The 15,406-nt window shown below is 48.6% G+C and carries 8 protein-coding genes and 2 tRNA genes; 5 read left to right on the plus strand and 5 right to left on the minus strand.

From position 1 onward, the window contains the following. Positions 1-375 precede the first annotated feature (375 nt). The 5 genes from DESTI_RS25905 (at position 376) to DESTI_RS25935 (ending at position 8,504) form a co-directional block, all read left to right on the plus strand. Complete coding sequence (locus DESTI_RS25905) at positions 376-1,095, plus strand: recombinase family protein (RefSeq protein ID WP_014812918.1); 720 nt, start codon at positions 376-378, stop codon at positions 1,093-1,095. Positions 1,096-1,185: 90 nt separating this feature from the next. After that, entirely contained in the window at positions 1,186-1,878 is a 693-nt protein-coding gene (locus tag DESTI_RS25910) for a hypothetical protein (protein ID WP_014812919.1), read from the plus strand. A gap of 679 nt (positions 1,879-2,557) precedes the next feature. Further along, on the plus strand, positions 2,558-5,260 hold the full coding sequence (locus DESTI_RS25915; RefSeq protein WP_014812921.1) for a bifunctional DNA primase/polymerase: 2,703 nt from the start codon (positions 2,558-2,560) through the stop codon (positions 5,258-5,260). 337 nt (positions 5,261-5,597) lie between these two features. Then, positions 5,598-6,113 (plus strand): hypothetical protein, encoded by a 516-nt coding sequence (locus tag DESTI_RS25920; protein WP_014812922.1) that lies wholly within the window; start codon positions 5,598-5,600, stop codon positions 6,111-6,113. A gap of 1,185 nt (positions 6,114-7,298) precedes the next feature. Further along, a complete protein-coding gene (locus tag DESTI_RS25935) occupies positions 7,299-8,504 on the plus strand; it encodes a tyrosine-type recombinase/integrase (RefSeq protein ID WP_014812924.1) in 1,206 nt (401 codons plus the stop codon). 50 nt (positions 8,505-8,554) lie between these two features. Here the strand turns inward: DESTI_RS25935 and DESTI_RS25940 are convergent. From DESTI_RS25940 to DESTI_RS29505, 5 genes are all read right to left on the minus strand, one after another. Next, positions 8,555-8,632: transfer RNA gene (locus tag DESTI_RS25940), tRNA-Glu, on the minus strand. A gap of 57 nt (positions 8,633-8,689) precedes the next feature. Further along, positions 8,690-8,765: transfer RNA gene (locus DESTI_RS25945), tRNA-Lys, on the minus strand. 197 nt (positions 8,766-8,962) lie between these two features. Then, complete coding sequence (locus DESTI_RS25950) at positions 8,963-10,057, minus strand: radical SAM/SPASM domain-containing protein (RefSeq protein WP_014812925.1); 1,095 nt, start codon at positions 10,055-10,057, stop codon at positions 8,963-8,965. Positions 10,058-10,142: 85 nt separating this feature from the next. Then, positions 10,143-11,840 (minus strand): ArnT family glycosyltransferase, encoded by a 1,698-nt coding sequence (locus DESTI_RS25955; protein WP_014812926.1) that lies wholly within the window; start codon positions 11,838-11,840, stop codon positions 10,143-10,145. A gap of 321 nt (positions 11,841-12,161) precedes the next feature. Then, complete coding sequence (locus DESTI_RS29505; protein WP_014812927.1) at positions 12,162-15,257, minus strand: DEAD/DEAH box helicase; 3,096 nt, start codon at positions 15,255-15,257, stop codon at positions 12,162-12,164. Positions 15,258-15,406 lie beyond the last annotated feature (149 nt).

A 15,406-nucleotide genomic window follows, 5' to 3' on the forward strand; every position in this document is an offset into this window, starting at 1 on the left:
TATATTCGATGCGAAACAGTCACATACTCACCCTGAAAATTTGCTGCGCATTGGCGGGCGTTTCGCGACCGGTGGCCATAGCCGCACATTTCCAAAAAATTTAGGATCCATACCCAGGTGGGGGGTAGCACTCCCAGCGTTTAACCTACTGACATAACTACCGAAACGCCAATCGTGCTACGCAGACCCCCTATGCACCGACCATGTTTTTGTACACAACTGCGGTCCCGATTATGTACAGAATCATCGCACGGTTGCGAAAGATGATATCATTCAGGCACTTTACAACTATTATCGCAAGTATCGCACTTTGCTATTGACTGATTATGACATTCGTGCGAAACTTGCGATAGATAAGAAACAGGGAGAACGGATATGAAGAGAGCAGGACGTAAAGAACAGGCAAGAGGAAAAGCAAATCCGAATACTGCAATTATCTATTGTCGGGTGAGCACTCAGAAACAAGCAAGCAAAGGGATTTCTCTTGATATGCAGCTTGCCAGGTGCACAGAGTATGCGGCTAACCGTGGTCTGAAAGTCCTGGATATCATCATTGATGCCGGTATTTCTGCAAAGGACGTGGAACACCGACCCGGTATGCGCAGAATAATAGATATGGCCAAGAATCGCACCGTTGCGCATATCCTCTCTTTCAAACTTGACAGGCTATTCAGGAACACTCAGGACACGCTGAACGCAATGGAGATGTTCACGAGATACGGTGTCAAGGTCCACCTTGTGTCCGAATGTAGGATAGTGCAGACCGAGAGTGCCGATGATGAGTGTATGCTGGGTTTTCAGGCTGTAATATCCACTCACGAACGGAAACGCATCGGAGAGCGCACCCGTGCAGCACTGGCGAGAAAACGAGAGCTTGGCGAATTCACCGGTGGACGTGCACCATACGGGTATAGATATGCGAACGGTGGATTTGTCGTGGACGCGACCGAACAGGATATCATTCGCAAGATGCGCACATTTCGGAATCACGGTTACTCTCTGCGTAAAGTGGCCGTATGTCTGAAACAGGACGGAATCACGAATCGGTCTGGTGGAATGTTTCACCCGAATCAAATCCAGAAATTGTTGGGTTAGTATTGACGGTACGAATAAGGCGATTGTTCGCAATTGTGCGAACATCGCACCTTTGATAATATTCGCAAGAATAGGAAGGAAGGGTTGATTATGAGTTATGAGGTTAAGCCGAGCGCTAAAGAGCGTATCATGGAATTGAAAAAGGCTGGCAAGAGCTATGCCGAGATTACCGAGACACTGAACCACGAGGGTTATTTGAACTCCAAAAGCGCACCGTGGACGGTGGGTGCTGTTCAGATGACCCATGACCGGGAAAAGAAGAGGCTCGAAAAAGAGGGTAAAGAGGCGAAGCCTGCGAATGATGCGCAAATAGTAGGGGCGTCTGAAACGTCGCAAGATGCGCATGTATCGCACACTGAATCGGTGGCTGACGAGACTATGGATAATGGCGAAACGTGCGAGACTTGCGAGACTAGACAGCAGGACGAACCGGTGAATACTACCCCCACAATTGCAGAGCTGACAATCGCAGACTTGCGAAACTTGATACGAAAGGAAATGAAAACCATGATTGATGCGATTGGTGCGAACCATGCGAATACTGCGACCGTTGCGAATACTGCGCAAATTACCGAATCGGATATCCCGCCCGCTATACCCAAGGTGGCGAAGACGAAGAGATTTCAGGGTGAAAGAGCTACATTACCCGGGTGCAGAATAGACAAAGTGCTTGCCGACCTATTCGAGGACGAACGGAAAGAGGCGAGAATAAGCGCATCAGAGCTGATGCAGCGCATTTTGTGGAATCGGTATGGACATCCGAAACTGAGTTTTGAAGAGTAGGAAGACGAGCAGGAGACACTTCGAGAAGAATTAGAGGCCAAGGCCAAGTGACATCGTAAAACTTCTTGACTCCGGTACGCGTTTTGATATGACCCAAGGCACGGGAGGTAGAGAAACATAAAACCTTGGATGCACCTGCACATTCAAGGGAAAAAGAGGGTTATGTCATGACGCGATTGGAATGTATGAGGCGACTGTTAGGCTTAACGCAGCTCGAATTAGCCGACCGTATTGGTTATGGGTGCTCCACACCGATTTCAGTTGTAGAGAGGGGTTCGACCCCATCGCGACCAGTTGTTACAGTGCGATTCAAAAAATTGTTAGAGCAGTATTTCGATGTTCCGTTTCCCAAATTGGCTGAAAAACTCGATTTATCCAAGCTCTTGACGCAGTAATTAGCAGTAATTCGTCGTATCTCTCCCCCCCTGTTTCCAGGCGTGTATGACAAGCTACGTGCTCGTGTATGACACCTGGAAAAAATAAAACCCATCTGGTGAGGATGGGTTCCTGGAGAGATTCCGATGGAAAAAATGATGTGATGACCATTTATTTATTCAAAAACTCCCCATTTATCAAGCATTTTTGTCGAATTCGACACGAAAAAAATCGCGTTGGTGCACATACATCTGCGCACTGCGCGTTCGTTCATTGTGCAATTGTTCAATTTAGGAGGTTTGTTATGGAAACTAATACTGCGGAATCTTACATTGAGACCGTACCTGATGTTCACGATACCCCCGTTGAAAAGGAATTCGAGATTTTATTATGGAACGAAGCGGCTTATAGGCTACGCTGTGCAATCGATATAATTCCGTGGACCCGAGAGAATTACCCGGAACTCTGCCGAGCTGACGGAACATTCCAGTGCAGTGGGTGCAGTGGGGATATGGTCCCGGAATCGACCCTAGCCACCTGTCCGGACGCTATCCCTTCATCGTTTAATTGCAAAGGTTCGTGTGGCGAGAAATCGCGAAACAAAGAATCGTTCAACATCAAAGCAGATATGGAACACACCCCATTAAGCGTTGCTATGCACTCTCTGGCCGCCGAATATTTGAATGCCGCAATATCCGACGGTGAAGGACAGGAAAGCGTTAAAAGGCAGGGGTCACTGATTCAGGCCGCATTTTTTTACGCTGACAAAGGCTGGCAAGTTCACGATATTTTTGAAATGAACCGCAAAAACCAATGTTCCTGCGGGAATCCCAAATGCGAATCACAGGGTAAGCACCCGCGGCGGGACCGCTGGCAAGAGCGCGCGACCACGGATAAAAAGAAGATTTTGGCAATGTGGAGCGGAAGAAATTGTCATTCTAATATTGGAATTCGGACAGGGAAAGAATCAAATCTTTGCGTCGTGGACGTGGACGGTGAGGCAGGCCGTGAGAATTTCGATGAACTGAAACAGAGGGTGGATATCCCGGACACCTTCCGGGTAATAACCGGTTCCGGAGGATTTCACTACTATTTCACCAAACCCGCAGACATGGAATATTTCACCGGTGGAACTGACGTTTTCGCAGACAAAATCGACTTCCGGTGCGACGGAAACTATGTGCTGGCCCCCCCGTCAAACCACGAATCAGGCAATCAATACGAGTGGGATCCTGATTGCATATCGTCCGGTGTACAGATAGCAGAGCTTCCGCTGGGTTTGCTGGAAATTGCGAGACAGCAAAAAGCATCTGGCAGTGGGAAAATTGAAGGTAACGGGAAAAGCAAACCGAAAGGGGATGCGGTCTCACCGACCGGGAAAAAGCGTTTTGAGATTCCAGAGAACGCGCCAGACGGGACACGCAATGAGACACTGTTTCGATTAATCCGAAGCTACAAAGGGAAGGGCTTTTCCGAAAAAGAGACACACTTCAATGCTTTCAATTTCAATCGAGACCGCTGCATACCTCCGAAAACAGACGATGAATTCGAGAAGATTTTTACACACGCATGGTCGTATCAAAATTCTGCTAAATCCAAATTTTATCATGAGGACAGAATCGTACGTGAACCGGACAAGATACTGTTTTTTTCGGAAAAAGAGACAGTCGACCTTTTTGCACCGCACGCTTGTGCTACTGGCTTGGTAGGTGGATATGCCAACGCGACCGGGACCGAAAAATTGCCCGGAAGCATGCAGGGGGACGAACGGAAAATCTTTATTTTCCTGGAATCACAAGACCCCGCCGACGTTGCTGGTTCCCAAAAACTCGCATCAGGACTCGCTGAAAATAATAAGTTTTTGAAAATTGTCGACCTCGCACCGTTTTTTGACGGTAAAAGCCTGAAATCATTATTTGAAAAAAAGGGTTTTGACCACGTGAAGCAAGTCCTGACCGATGCTGCTGAGAAGTCGGAATGGTATGCACCGCCTATCCTTCAGACGTCGCAAGGCAGGGTTATCGAGATATCAAACTATGTGGACCTTTTGCAGAAAGAAATTCCCGAACAAGATTGGATTATTCAGGAATTCGTCCGTGAAAGCAATTTAGTGATTTTGGCCGGTCCCCCGAAAGTCGGAAAAAGCTTAATAACACTTGGCTGGTGTCTCGAAGTGGCATCCGGTGGTTATGCGTTCGACAGGTTCAAATGTGCGCAAGGGAAAACATTGAACGTCGCACTCGAAGACCCCGAGCGCAGATTACAAACTCGTTTGCGCAAAATCTCACGGGGGAAGCCGATGCCGCCCGGAGGATTATTTACTAGAGATTGGCCGTTGCTCCCCGAGGGCACAACTATGCTGGAGCGCTGGTTAGATGCGAATGAGGGGGTTAAGCTGGTTGTCCTGGATACTCTGCAAAAATTGAAACCTGCAAAGGACAGGCACGGGACTGAATACGAGTTGGATTACCGGACAATGGGAGGACTCCAAAAAATTGCGATTGAACGGAGTCTTTCTATAGTCGTGGTGCACCATTTGAACAAAGGGAAGAATAACGAGGGCGGAGACCTTTACGCCAGGGTACTGGGAAGCACAGCGCTTACGGGGGCTGCTGACAGCATTTTGATTTTGGAACGGGACCGCTTGTCGACAGAGGGGACCATATTTGTCTCGGGACGGGACATTGAGGAAAAGAAGCATAGCGTGGCTTTTGACGTGGAAAGTCTCACATGGAGTTATTTAGGAGAAGCATCGGACGTGAAGCGCTCAAGTGAGGCTAACGAGGTTAGGGACATTTTGAGAGCTTCCGAGGGTAAGCCTATGTCAGTTGCTCAGATTGCAGAGAAGACGAATCCGAGGGTCAGAAGCGACACCATACGGAAGCGTCTTGACCGGATGGCGAAACGCGGAGAAGTCTTAAAAGCAGCGGGGATGTTCGGGAAATACGTTTTGCCACCGGACGACTTGCATTACGGTGGTTCGCCTGAATATGGTGGGCGTTTCTAGTAAAAGAACCTGTCCGAGTGTCCGAATATATATGAAAGAGTAATGATTACTTATATATATATTAGGACACCCCTATTGTCCTAGGGTGTCCGAGGTGTCCGAATTTATGCATGAAGACGTTTTTAACCAGCTCTCTTTTATATCCGGACATGCACGGACACCCTCGGACACCCCCCCTGTCCGAAATATGTTACTGGATTTACAAATTAAAAGACGGATTCGGACACCTGGACATATATATAGAGTTTTTGTCCGAATCGTTTTGATTGCTGACGAGATTGATTAACCTGGAATTTTTGCCAGGACGAACGTGAATTATTATCGGAAGGACAGAATTATGAATCGCTTGATTGCTGGTGACGAGCAGACGACGTATGGGCCCTATCGACTGACACGCGAGACGGTGGACAGGTGGCCATTATTGGTGAACTGCTACAGCGAAAAGATGCGAGACGCGATGCTGAGAGCATCCATTATGGGATACTTCGTCAATCCATTCCCAAAGGTGAAATCGCCTTATTACCGATGGTGCTCCAATGTGCTCATTCCGTTCATTGGATTTACTCCGCGGAGAACCAGAGCAAGCATTTTGGTCGATCTGCTTCCAATGTGTGCGGAGTTTCCGGAAAATGCTCTTGACGAGCTGGCAGAAATATTACGGCCTCATGCGGGACGGAATAGTTTTGCAGTGGGGATTGCATCATACGTCGACCATGTGCGGGTGCGAGATATTGACGCGTTGGGTAAGAGGCTGGTGGAGTTCGTTCAGGCCAATGCGACGTATCGAGAGCCAGAGAGAAGCGAATTTGAGCAACGGCTGGGAGTTGTCAGGCCAGCAGCATTGACGTGCTAAGTTGCGCGGGGATTCAGCGTGGTAATTCGTGCTGATTCCCCCACGTCCAGCAATCGGGACATGCCAGAGATTGACGTGCGGGTGAGACAGCACTAACTTAATTCGACGCGGCTAACAATGACATATAACAAAAATAAAGGCTTAATCATTTCGAGCACTTGCGCGTCATGAAAAATGGTGCGAGTGCAGGGAATAAATGGTTACAGTTTTTCGATGCAGAATCAGTGTGCTGAGATCAAGATACGCGCGGAGCGGAAAGCGGGTGAGATGTTGGAAAAGATAGAGAAAGATAATAGGGGACGTCCCCTAAAAAACCCGTCGCACGATGAAACAGGTTTTTCCCCAAAACTTTCAGACTTCGGAATCTCTCGCTCCTCTTCCTCCCGCTGGCAATCGGTCGCGGCTATACCGGAAGAACAGTTTGAACAGCTGCGTTAATGGTGCGCAAAGTTTGCGTAGGATAAAAAGGTATTGACAGGCTTCACTGATTTTCGATATCAGGTGGACCACTATCAACAGAGCGTAACAAATTGATTGCTGTCAATTCCCAGAATTGGCAGAGAACGGGATTTCCCATAGTATTGAGGGTAATTGCTTGCGATGCGCGTAATTGGATGTCCGGTCTGTGTAGCTTCCCTGCTGCACCCTATCGTCTCTGAGAAGGGTACGCTGATTATGGTGCTACCCTGAGACAAGTTGCATCCTTCAGGATGTGCCCTGCACTAGACAGGGATTAACGCGAGGTGAAATATGATTGAATCACCTAAACGAGAGCGCAACAGAAGGGCCATTTGAGCATTCGACTGACGAGCTGACGAATTCCACAAATCCCATCCCCCAGCTATTAACCCCAAAGGAAGCAGCTACCCTACTGCGCATAAGCATCAAAGCGCTTAACGCGTTGGCTCATGCTGGTAAAATCGGTTACGTCTGGAAAAATAATCGAGAGCGTGGATATTTCCACGAGCATTTGAGGCAATACCTCGCGGCAAGAGAAGTGGTTGCGACCCTATCTTGTGCGAGGAAGAGGGGACCGGTTGTACCGGTAGAACCGTGCAAATCGGTTGACAATCGCGTCTCTGAGTCTTTACGATTCCGCCCGAAAGGTGGTGGTGACAGTAGGACGCGACGAGAATCAGAAAGAGGGAAGGTGTTTAGAGCACAGCTTCGAGAGGAGATGTGCAAATGGTAACACGGAGAACCAATAAACAGGGTATTCAGGATAGTGTCTGGACAGTCTACTTTAAGCCATTTCGGGACCGTAAAATCGGTCTGAAACTTGAGACCACGAGCAAACGTGAGGCTATGGCGATTGAAGCAGCGATATTGAGAGCGTGCAGAAGTGCGGATTATTCCATCCTTGACGGTGAGGCGCGCGAGGCATGTGCCCGTATGTTCAGAAATCAGGGCTGGGAATTGCCAGAATGTCTCGGTGGTACGACGGTTCCCGTGGAAGAACTGACATTGTGGCGTGCGATTCAGACGACACTCAGTTACCCAGACATTCGAGACAGCTCGAATCGACAGAGGATGCAAGAGGGATTCGCGCATCTGGTCGAATTTTTCAGTAAAGGTTTTGCGGTAAAAGAACTCTGGATACACCATATAAAGGAGTATCAGAGAGCGCGACAGGCTGAACATGCAGCACATAGCACGATAAACAAAGAGATTGCCGCACTGTCGAAACTCTTCCAGGTGCTCATTGAGTTGCGAGAGATTCAGGTTAATCCGTGCAGGTCTGTGAAGCCATTGACAGAGAAGAACGATAAACGACAGGTCTACATAAGCCATGCGGATTATCAACGCATCATTTCCGCTTTGCCTGACTGGTACGTCCCCATCGTTCAGACTGCCTACTATACTGGTATGCGAAGAGGCGAAATACTTGGGCTGACGTGGAATCGAGTCAATCTGAAATCACGGATCGTCTATCTAGGACCGGATGACGTGAAGGAACGAAACTTCAAGCGTGTTCCGATTCATCAAGACCTACTCCCCATTTTGGACCGGTTGCGTAAACAGATAGTCGGCGCCGAACACGTCTTTCATCGTGAAGGCGACCCGATTACGCACAAATATCAGGTCCGGTGGCCTTGGGATAGGATAGTCTCGAAACTGGAAGGGTTGAATCCTACTCCGCACTTTCATGACCTGAGACATACGTGGAAGACGAATGCCAGACGTAGCGGTATGGACATGGAACTTCGCGAAAGTATTCTTGGGCATGCGACCCGAGGAAAGAGCATCAGCGAGGGTTATGGCGTTATCAGTGACGCTGAACTCATTCAGGCAATCGACCGGATGACGTTCGACCACGGGGAAACAATGATATGGGTTCCGAGTGCCAAAAGAAAAAGCAGACAGGGAGTAGCTGTCTGCAATTTTGGGTAACTTTCAGGAAACTCAAAGCTAGATTTTTTCTAGCAAATATATCTAAGTATTGGCGTCCCCAAGGGGATTCGAACCCCTGTCGCCGGCGTGAAAGGCCGGTGTCCTAGGCCGGGCTAGACGATGGGGACGAAGAATCACTGCTTTGCATAGTAGCTCGGATCGAAAACTCTATTTTATTCGTTCCGTGGTGGGCCGTGCTGGACTCGAACCAGCGACTCTCTGCTTAAAAGGCAGATACTCTACCGTCTGAGTTAACGGCCCTCAACCTCAGCCGGAAACAATCACCTGGATGCTGTACTCGTATAAGCGTCCCGTATAGGCGCCCAAGCTTCCCTGTGACGTCGGCCCCAACAGAATTCAACCATTAAAGCATAACCCATGTACTTCTGTCAAGTACCTCGGACCGATGTTCGTGCAGGGTGATACAAAAGTGTACAAAAATAGCTATTTTCAGACAGTTACAACTCCGGACTTGTCAGATCCGCCACACCCCATTGTTCGATGCGGTGTCGGTTCAAGGTCAGAAAAGCAGAAAGCGGGGCGTACATATTGCACTGAGAACAGATTTCCGGAATATCGCCCGCGTCCCACGCAGCACGGATTTTCCGAATCGTATCCCCTTTCCAAATGCGATCGATGGAATCCCTCTGCACATTGCCGACCAGCAGTTCCCCTTGCATGTCAACACAGCAGCAAAGGTTCACATCTCCGTTAACATATACCTGAAGGCCGTAATAAAGCTGCTCGCAAGGTTCCCGCCTGTCATGGATACGACGAAACCTGTTTCCTGCAGGGAGGTCCTCTTCACGAATCGACCCGGTCCAATTGACATAGTCGTCATCAATAACGCTTATGTAGCTGCCGAGAAGCTCTACCGCTCGACGATAATCGGGAGACGCAAAAACCGCGCGATACGGCTTTGCACATCTCAAGCCGACAGAAATCGCAACAGGACGGCCGAGCTGATTGTTGGTCTCGAGCAGATCGAACAGATTCGCCATGACCCGTTCATACCTGTCGACCCCGTACACGGATCGATACATGTCTTTGCTACCGATACTCGTGCTTACAAATATCCAGTTTACACCGGAGGTCAACAGGTTTTTCGCACCGTGAAGATCGAGTGCGATCAAATTCGTCGCGAAGCTGATTTCCTTTATGGACGACTCCGAGCGTGCTCGCTGGATCTTTGCGATGAGTCCTTTGTCCACGAGGGGATCTCCTACCAGAGGCGTCAAGCTCAGATCACCACCACCGTAAGCGACATATCGATCGAGCAGCATGGAGAAGAAGTCCGAAGTCATCACTTGAGGCGGTCTTTTGCGGAATCGATATGCGCAAAACGAGCACCTGGCGTTACAGATGTTGGTCGTTTCCACATCGAGTATGGTGAGTCGGGATTCCAGAATCCGCTTGAGACGGCGAGCGACATCCGGATCCATCTTCTGTGTCCTGATACCGGAAAACCGCTTCTTTACGGACTTGACCATGGGCGCGATGAAGGGAATAAGCCGGGGATAACGTGCTAAAATTTTCGATACGAACGCTCTCATTGCAGCTCGATCCGACTAAGACTTTTCAACAAAAGTAGTCACTGATTTGAGTAACCTACCTGATTCTTGTGAATCGATCAAGCGATCACTTTTCAGGTCCGACCTGCTCCTGTGAATGCCGATGGAGCACTTCCCAGGGACCGATTGAACGCACCAGCCTGAAATGCTCTTGAATAAGATTTTTCGTCAGGGGGAATTGATCGAGCATATCCAATCCCAGCCATGCACATTTTTCCAGGACTATAACTTCTACGCCATTCCGTTTCAGGTCGGAAGCGATCCATCGGTCGAGCAAGGGTTCTCCCTTTGCAGAGTAGGTTACGCCGGGGTGGAACCAACAGATCGGTTGAGGATTCGGCTTACCCACTATACCATATAGCATGGTGAAGTCCGGAAACACAAAGAAAGGCTTGCCCTGGGCTGTCAAATGACTGACGAGATCGACCACTTCGTTACCAGTCAATTGCCACGTGCGTATCGTAGTCGGCTCGCCCCATTTCAGAGTGCTCAGACCCTGTATCGGCAAAGAACGGAAGATCGAGGTGGAAAAAAGCAGATCTCTCCGGTTCCACGAGAGATCGCAACCGACGAAGGTCAACCCGAAACCCATACACAGGAATACTACCGAGATTACCAGCGGCTTAATTCTCACGAGCGGCAACAAGAATTCCTGTGCCAATCCAAAGGATAAAGCAACGATAATCCCTGTAAACGGGACCATATATATTACCGCATTATTCATGGTCGGGATCATCAGGCTCTGTACAGTCAACAGCAGCAGTAAGAGAGTAAATGCTATTTTGCTGCGCGGGGTCTTCTGCAAATTATACTGCATTAAGAACGCTGCAGCTACACATATCCAAATTACAGCCGAACCGTAGAGAGCAATCCTCAACATGGGGTGTTCATAAGGGATAAGCATACGCTTCAGCCCGACCGTTAACGACTGAGCCCGTGATAAGCCAAGCTCGAATGGCACTTCCAGGAAGTAATGATTAAAGAGCGACAAGTCGGAATACCGGTGAACCCATAGCACAAAAGTTGCGAGGGTTGTGAATAACCCGATCGCGAACGTTCCCACAAGCGACCAATCGCGGCGACTTGCTTCTTTCCAGCAGCACGACGCAAAGATCAACCCAAAGCAGGCCGCGGCAATAAGAACACCGGCATTCTGCTTACTCAAGATCGCCAGAGCTGAAAGTATACCGCATGCGAGAATGATGAGATTCCTTGCCAATTGTCCTGTACTTGTGGACACAAGAACATACACAATGAGCGCCAAGGCGAAAAAGCCGAGGAAGAACGCAGTATGCTCGAGATACGGCGTTCCGAAAGATGGATAAAACCAGACAGCAGTCAAAACACCTGATGAGATTGCGAGATATGTTCGTCCGGGAAAAAGAGTCCTGATGACAGAGATCGCGCATAAAGCAGCGACTGCATTGGCCGTGCACGAATGGAGTAAGTAGGAAGAAAAAGAGACTCCAAAAATCCAAAAAAAAGCAGCTTGAGCCAAGAAAGGAATCGGACCGATGGGACTCACAAAGTCTTTGAACGGTACTTGACCGGTAAGAAGGCGGTACCCACCATCGAAAACGATGGATTGATCAGAAGAAAAGAGACCTCGCTGGCCGCAGATCCAACAAAAGAAGAAGGCGAAGACTGCCACTGCGATATACGAAAAAGTCATTCCCCACGTAAGAGTGCTACGCGGAAGAAGCTCCTTATCAGTATTGCTTTCGCTACTCTTTTCCAGCGTTCGTGTAGTCGTATGAATCGGCATGCCCCTCCACGGCACAGGCGCTAACTTTGCGGGCAATTCTTTGTCCCGCAGGGACCAAAGAAAATAGCCCGGTAATTCATTGCCGGGATTTTGAGTATCAGTCGTCTCTCCGGGACTCGAAAATCATTGGGTTTTTCCTTAACCGGCGATGAATCGCCGGCCTATTGTCAGTTGTTCCTCCGGAACAAACGACCAAAAACGCCATAAGTTAGCGCCTATACCCCTCCACGGCAACCGGACGAAGTTGGCGCTGTCACATCCATGTGGTCGGTTGCCCGTGTGAAGAGTCGATTCTACAATAATTCTCGACTGGCAGCGAAGCTAAAAGGACATTAACTCAATCAATTCTTCTCTGGAGAAATGCTTCAGCAACATTTGATCGTCCTGCTTGACAACGCTCTCCATAAGTCGCCGTTTTCGGCTAATTATCAAATCGATCTTCTCTTCAAGAGTATTCTCGGTCACCAGTTTGAACACCTGGACTCCGCGGCTCTGGCCGATTCTGTGAACCCTATCCGTAGCTTGATCTTCACGAGCAGAATTCCACCAGCGATCGTAATGAATAACAACAGATCCTCCAGTCAGATCGATTCCCAAACCCGAAGCTCTCAAAGAAGCACTGAATACCATGCAATCCGAGTCATGATTGAACCGTCGGACAGGTTCCGCTCTGTTACGTGTGTGTCCTTTAATAGTGGCAAATTCTATCTTCCTGTCCCGGAGATACGCTTCGATGAGTTCAAGCATTTTCACATATTGACTGAATACAACCACCTTTTGTCCAGACCCGAGGCTTTCGTCCAGAAGCTCTACAAACAAGTCCCACTTTCCCGATGCATATTTCTCGTAATTTGTTGAGTCTCCTTCCAACAAAGCCGGATGGTTGCAGATCTGCTTGAGATAGTTCAGTACAGCGAAAACGTGCATGTAAGGAACAGTCTTATCCGGATCCTTGAGTGTTTGAACAAGCGCGCGACCCTGGTTTTCCACGATGTCCCGGTAGAACCGAATCTGATCGTCACTGAGACCGCATCGCCGAATATCTTCTATTTTAGGAGGCAATTCTTTGAGAACCTGCTCTTTTTTTCGGCGCAGCGTAAAAGGCTGAATCATCCGGGAAAGCTTTTCCTTAGCAGCGTGATCGTTTGTCTCCTCAATTAACTGACGAAAATGCGTTTCAAACAGAGAATCAGTCATAAGATATCCGGGCAGTATGACGTCGAAAAGTGATTTCAAATCCGTAACACTGTTCTCGATGGGCGTACCGGTAAGGCCGATAGTGCATACGGATTCCAAAGCTCTGATTGCCGCGTACGTCTTGGTGGATTTATTCTTTATCGCTTGTACTTCATCCAGCACGATCAGATCGAAACGGAATTCGGCCAACATTTCTACATCCCTGAGTGCGATACCGTACGAAGTTATAATCAGGAGATGTTCTTCAAACGCCTGGTGAAAAGACCGATCAGTCCCGTGATAAATATAAGGATCGAGGAAAGGACAATATTCCATGAGCTTGTCCTTCCAGTGGCTCAAGACTGTGGTCGGGCACACCACGAGAAAACGCAATCTATCGCTCTTGCGGGTTTGTCGCGACAGAATTCCTGTCATGAGCGCCATAATCTGATGGGTCTTTCCTAACCCCATATCGTCGCACAACAGACCGGAAAAACCGTTTTCATAAAGAAACCAAAGCCATCCAAAACCGTTTTTCTGATACCCGCGCAGTTTGCCTTTCATCGTTCGGGTCGAAGGAATGCGCCCTGCTGGTTTCAGCAATTCGAAGCCTTGGAACCAGTCACGGATCTTGGTCGATGAAAAGCGCTTTTCGACTCGATCGTGCAAAGCCAGAAAACGTAAGTACTCGGTACGGCCAATGGAAATGGAATCACCAGTATCGAGAAGTTTCTCATCCAAACCATCCATCCAGGCGAATTCCCGGGAACTGGTGTCTATCCACTTGTCATCGCAAATCAAAAACCTTTTCTTGTCCTTGCGGGATTGGAAAATATCTCTGAACGGGACAACGAATCCTCCGAAATCATAGGTGATCTGAAGAGACAAGTTGTCGCGGCCGAAATCCTTGTGATCCACCAGAACCTGCTGATATGTTTCCAGAGTCTCATGATCTACAAGATCGCCATCCATGAGGATGGAGGATTCCGTCTTGAGCACTTCTCCGTGTTCCTGGAGAAACGCATTGATTTTGTCCGCGGGTATTACAGTCCGTTTCTGAGCAGAGAAATACTCGGCCGGCAAATTCGTAGGGTTAACCGCGATCTGAAAGAAGCCCCAATCCGGAAAAAAGTAGTATGCGCCGAACAGTTGCTGTTCCAGCTTAGTACGATCCAGGTATTCCTGTCCCGGCTCTGCATCCGGATCGGGATTTTCCACCACGGGTGTGACGTGGAGCGCCGATGATTCCGCCATTTCAATACGATAGCCTGTTTTCAGCATGTGTGGATGAATGAGCAGATCCGACCCGATCGCTCCCTTCTTGTGCGCTACCTCCATCACGGACCCGATCAGATTTCGCGGTGGTATGAGCCTCAGAATAACAGTGTCACTTTCGTCAAATGCTTCTACACACAACTCCTGTTTGTGCTCGAGGAATCGGAAATGAAAATTTCCGCCTCCGCGACCGCACACGAGAAATCCCACTTTGGCAATGCGATGCCAAATGCTGTCTTCCATGTATTGGCGAACAGACTTCATACCACGGCGGTTGATCTCATGCTCCGATTCGGAGTATTGCCAGGGTCTTCGCCTGAGAGAAGGGACATTCGGGTCTTTTAGCTTTCGCCCGTACATTCGTCGGAAGAGGGTGGAGTCTATGTCTCTACGAATCAAATCAAAAAACTCGTGGAGGAATTCCTCTACCAGCCTTTCTCCAGGCATGAAAGCCATTATTTCATTCTGATTCCTGTCTGAAAAACTGATTCTCAGCCCTTCACCCCCGTGATTTACCTGAACTTTGAATCCCAGCAGCGAATCGCCGAAATTCTTGAATCCGAACGAGCTGATCTCATGCCAGAAACTGTCCTGAAAATCTTCGTCAAGTGTACGGAGTCGACCGGTTTCAGGATCAGGTCGCAGAATGTATCGCACAAACGAAACAATATGATGGCAGTACGTTCGAGTAGACGAGCGAAAGCATCCGCACGCTGCTCTGGTAAGAACTTTTGTGTCCGGATCAAGTGAGATGTGAACGTTCACTCCCTTTTCGGAGGAATCACTCACCAGTCCAAAATACGATTCTCTTCCGAAGTTAATATGCGAAATTCGCGAGGTTTCCGCCAGCCGTAGGCCGCGATCCAGAACTTCTGAATTAAACTGCTTTGTTATCTCGGAGGGTAATTCAGCCCCCCGCCCGGTCCCAGAGGCGTTCTTTCTCAATTGTATCACTTTTCCAAACACTTAAAACTCCTTTACTAACCCTGGCAACCTACATTCCACGACCCGTCGATATCACAATAGAATTGGGGTGTCAATTATTAAATTAGAAAATGAGAAACCTCAGACAATGTTTCTAATGTTAGGGGAAATTCGGCTAATTGGTAACTGGA

It is taken from the genome of Desulfomonile tiedjei DSM 6799, from assembly GCF_000266945.1.
GTDB lineage: Bacteria > Desulfobacterota > Desulfomonilia > Desulfomonilales > Desulfomonilaceae > Desulfomonile > Desulfomonile tiedjei.

What these genes read in the sequence shown, in the direction of transcription:
- DESTI_RS25905 (WP_014812918.1), top strand. Translation starts at nt 376, where the DNA reads ATGAAGAGAGCAGGACGTAAAGAACAGGCAAGAGGAAAAGCAAATCCG.
- DESTI_RS25910 (WP_014812919.1), top strand. Translation starts at nt 1,186, where the DNA reads ATGAGTTATGAGGTTAAGCCGAGCGCTAAAGAGCGTATCATGGAATTG.
- DESTI_RS25915 (WP_014812921.1), top strand. Translation starts at nt 2,558, where the DNA reads ATGGAAACTAATACTGCGGAATCTTACATTGAGACCGTACCTGATGTT.
- DESTI_RS25920 (WP_014812922.1), top strand. Translation starts at nt 5,598, where the DNA reads ATGAATCGCTTGATTGCTGGTGACGAGCAGACGACGTATGGGCCCTAT.
- DESTI_RS25935 (WP_014812924.1), top strand. Translation starts at nt 7,299, where the DNA reads ATGGTAACACGGAGAACCAATAAACAGGGTATTCAGGATAGTGTCTGG.
- DESTI_RS25950 (WP_014812925.1), bottom strand. Translation starts at nt 10,057, where the DNA reads ATGAGAGCGTTCGTATCGAAAATTTTAGCACGTTATCCCCGGCTTATT.
- DESTI_RS25955 (WP_014812926.1), bottom strand. Translation starts at nt 11,840, where the DNA reads ATGCCGATTCATACGACTACACGAACGCTGGAAAAGAGTAGCGAAAGC.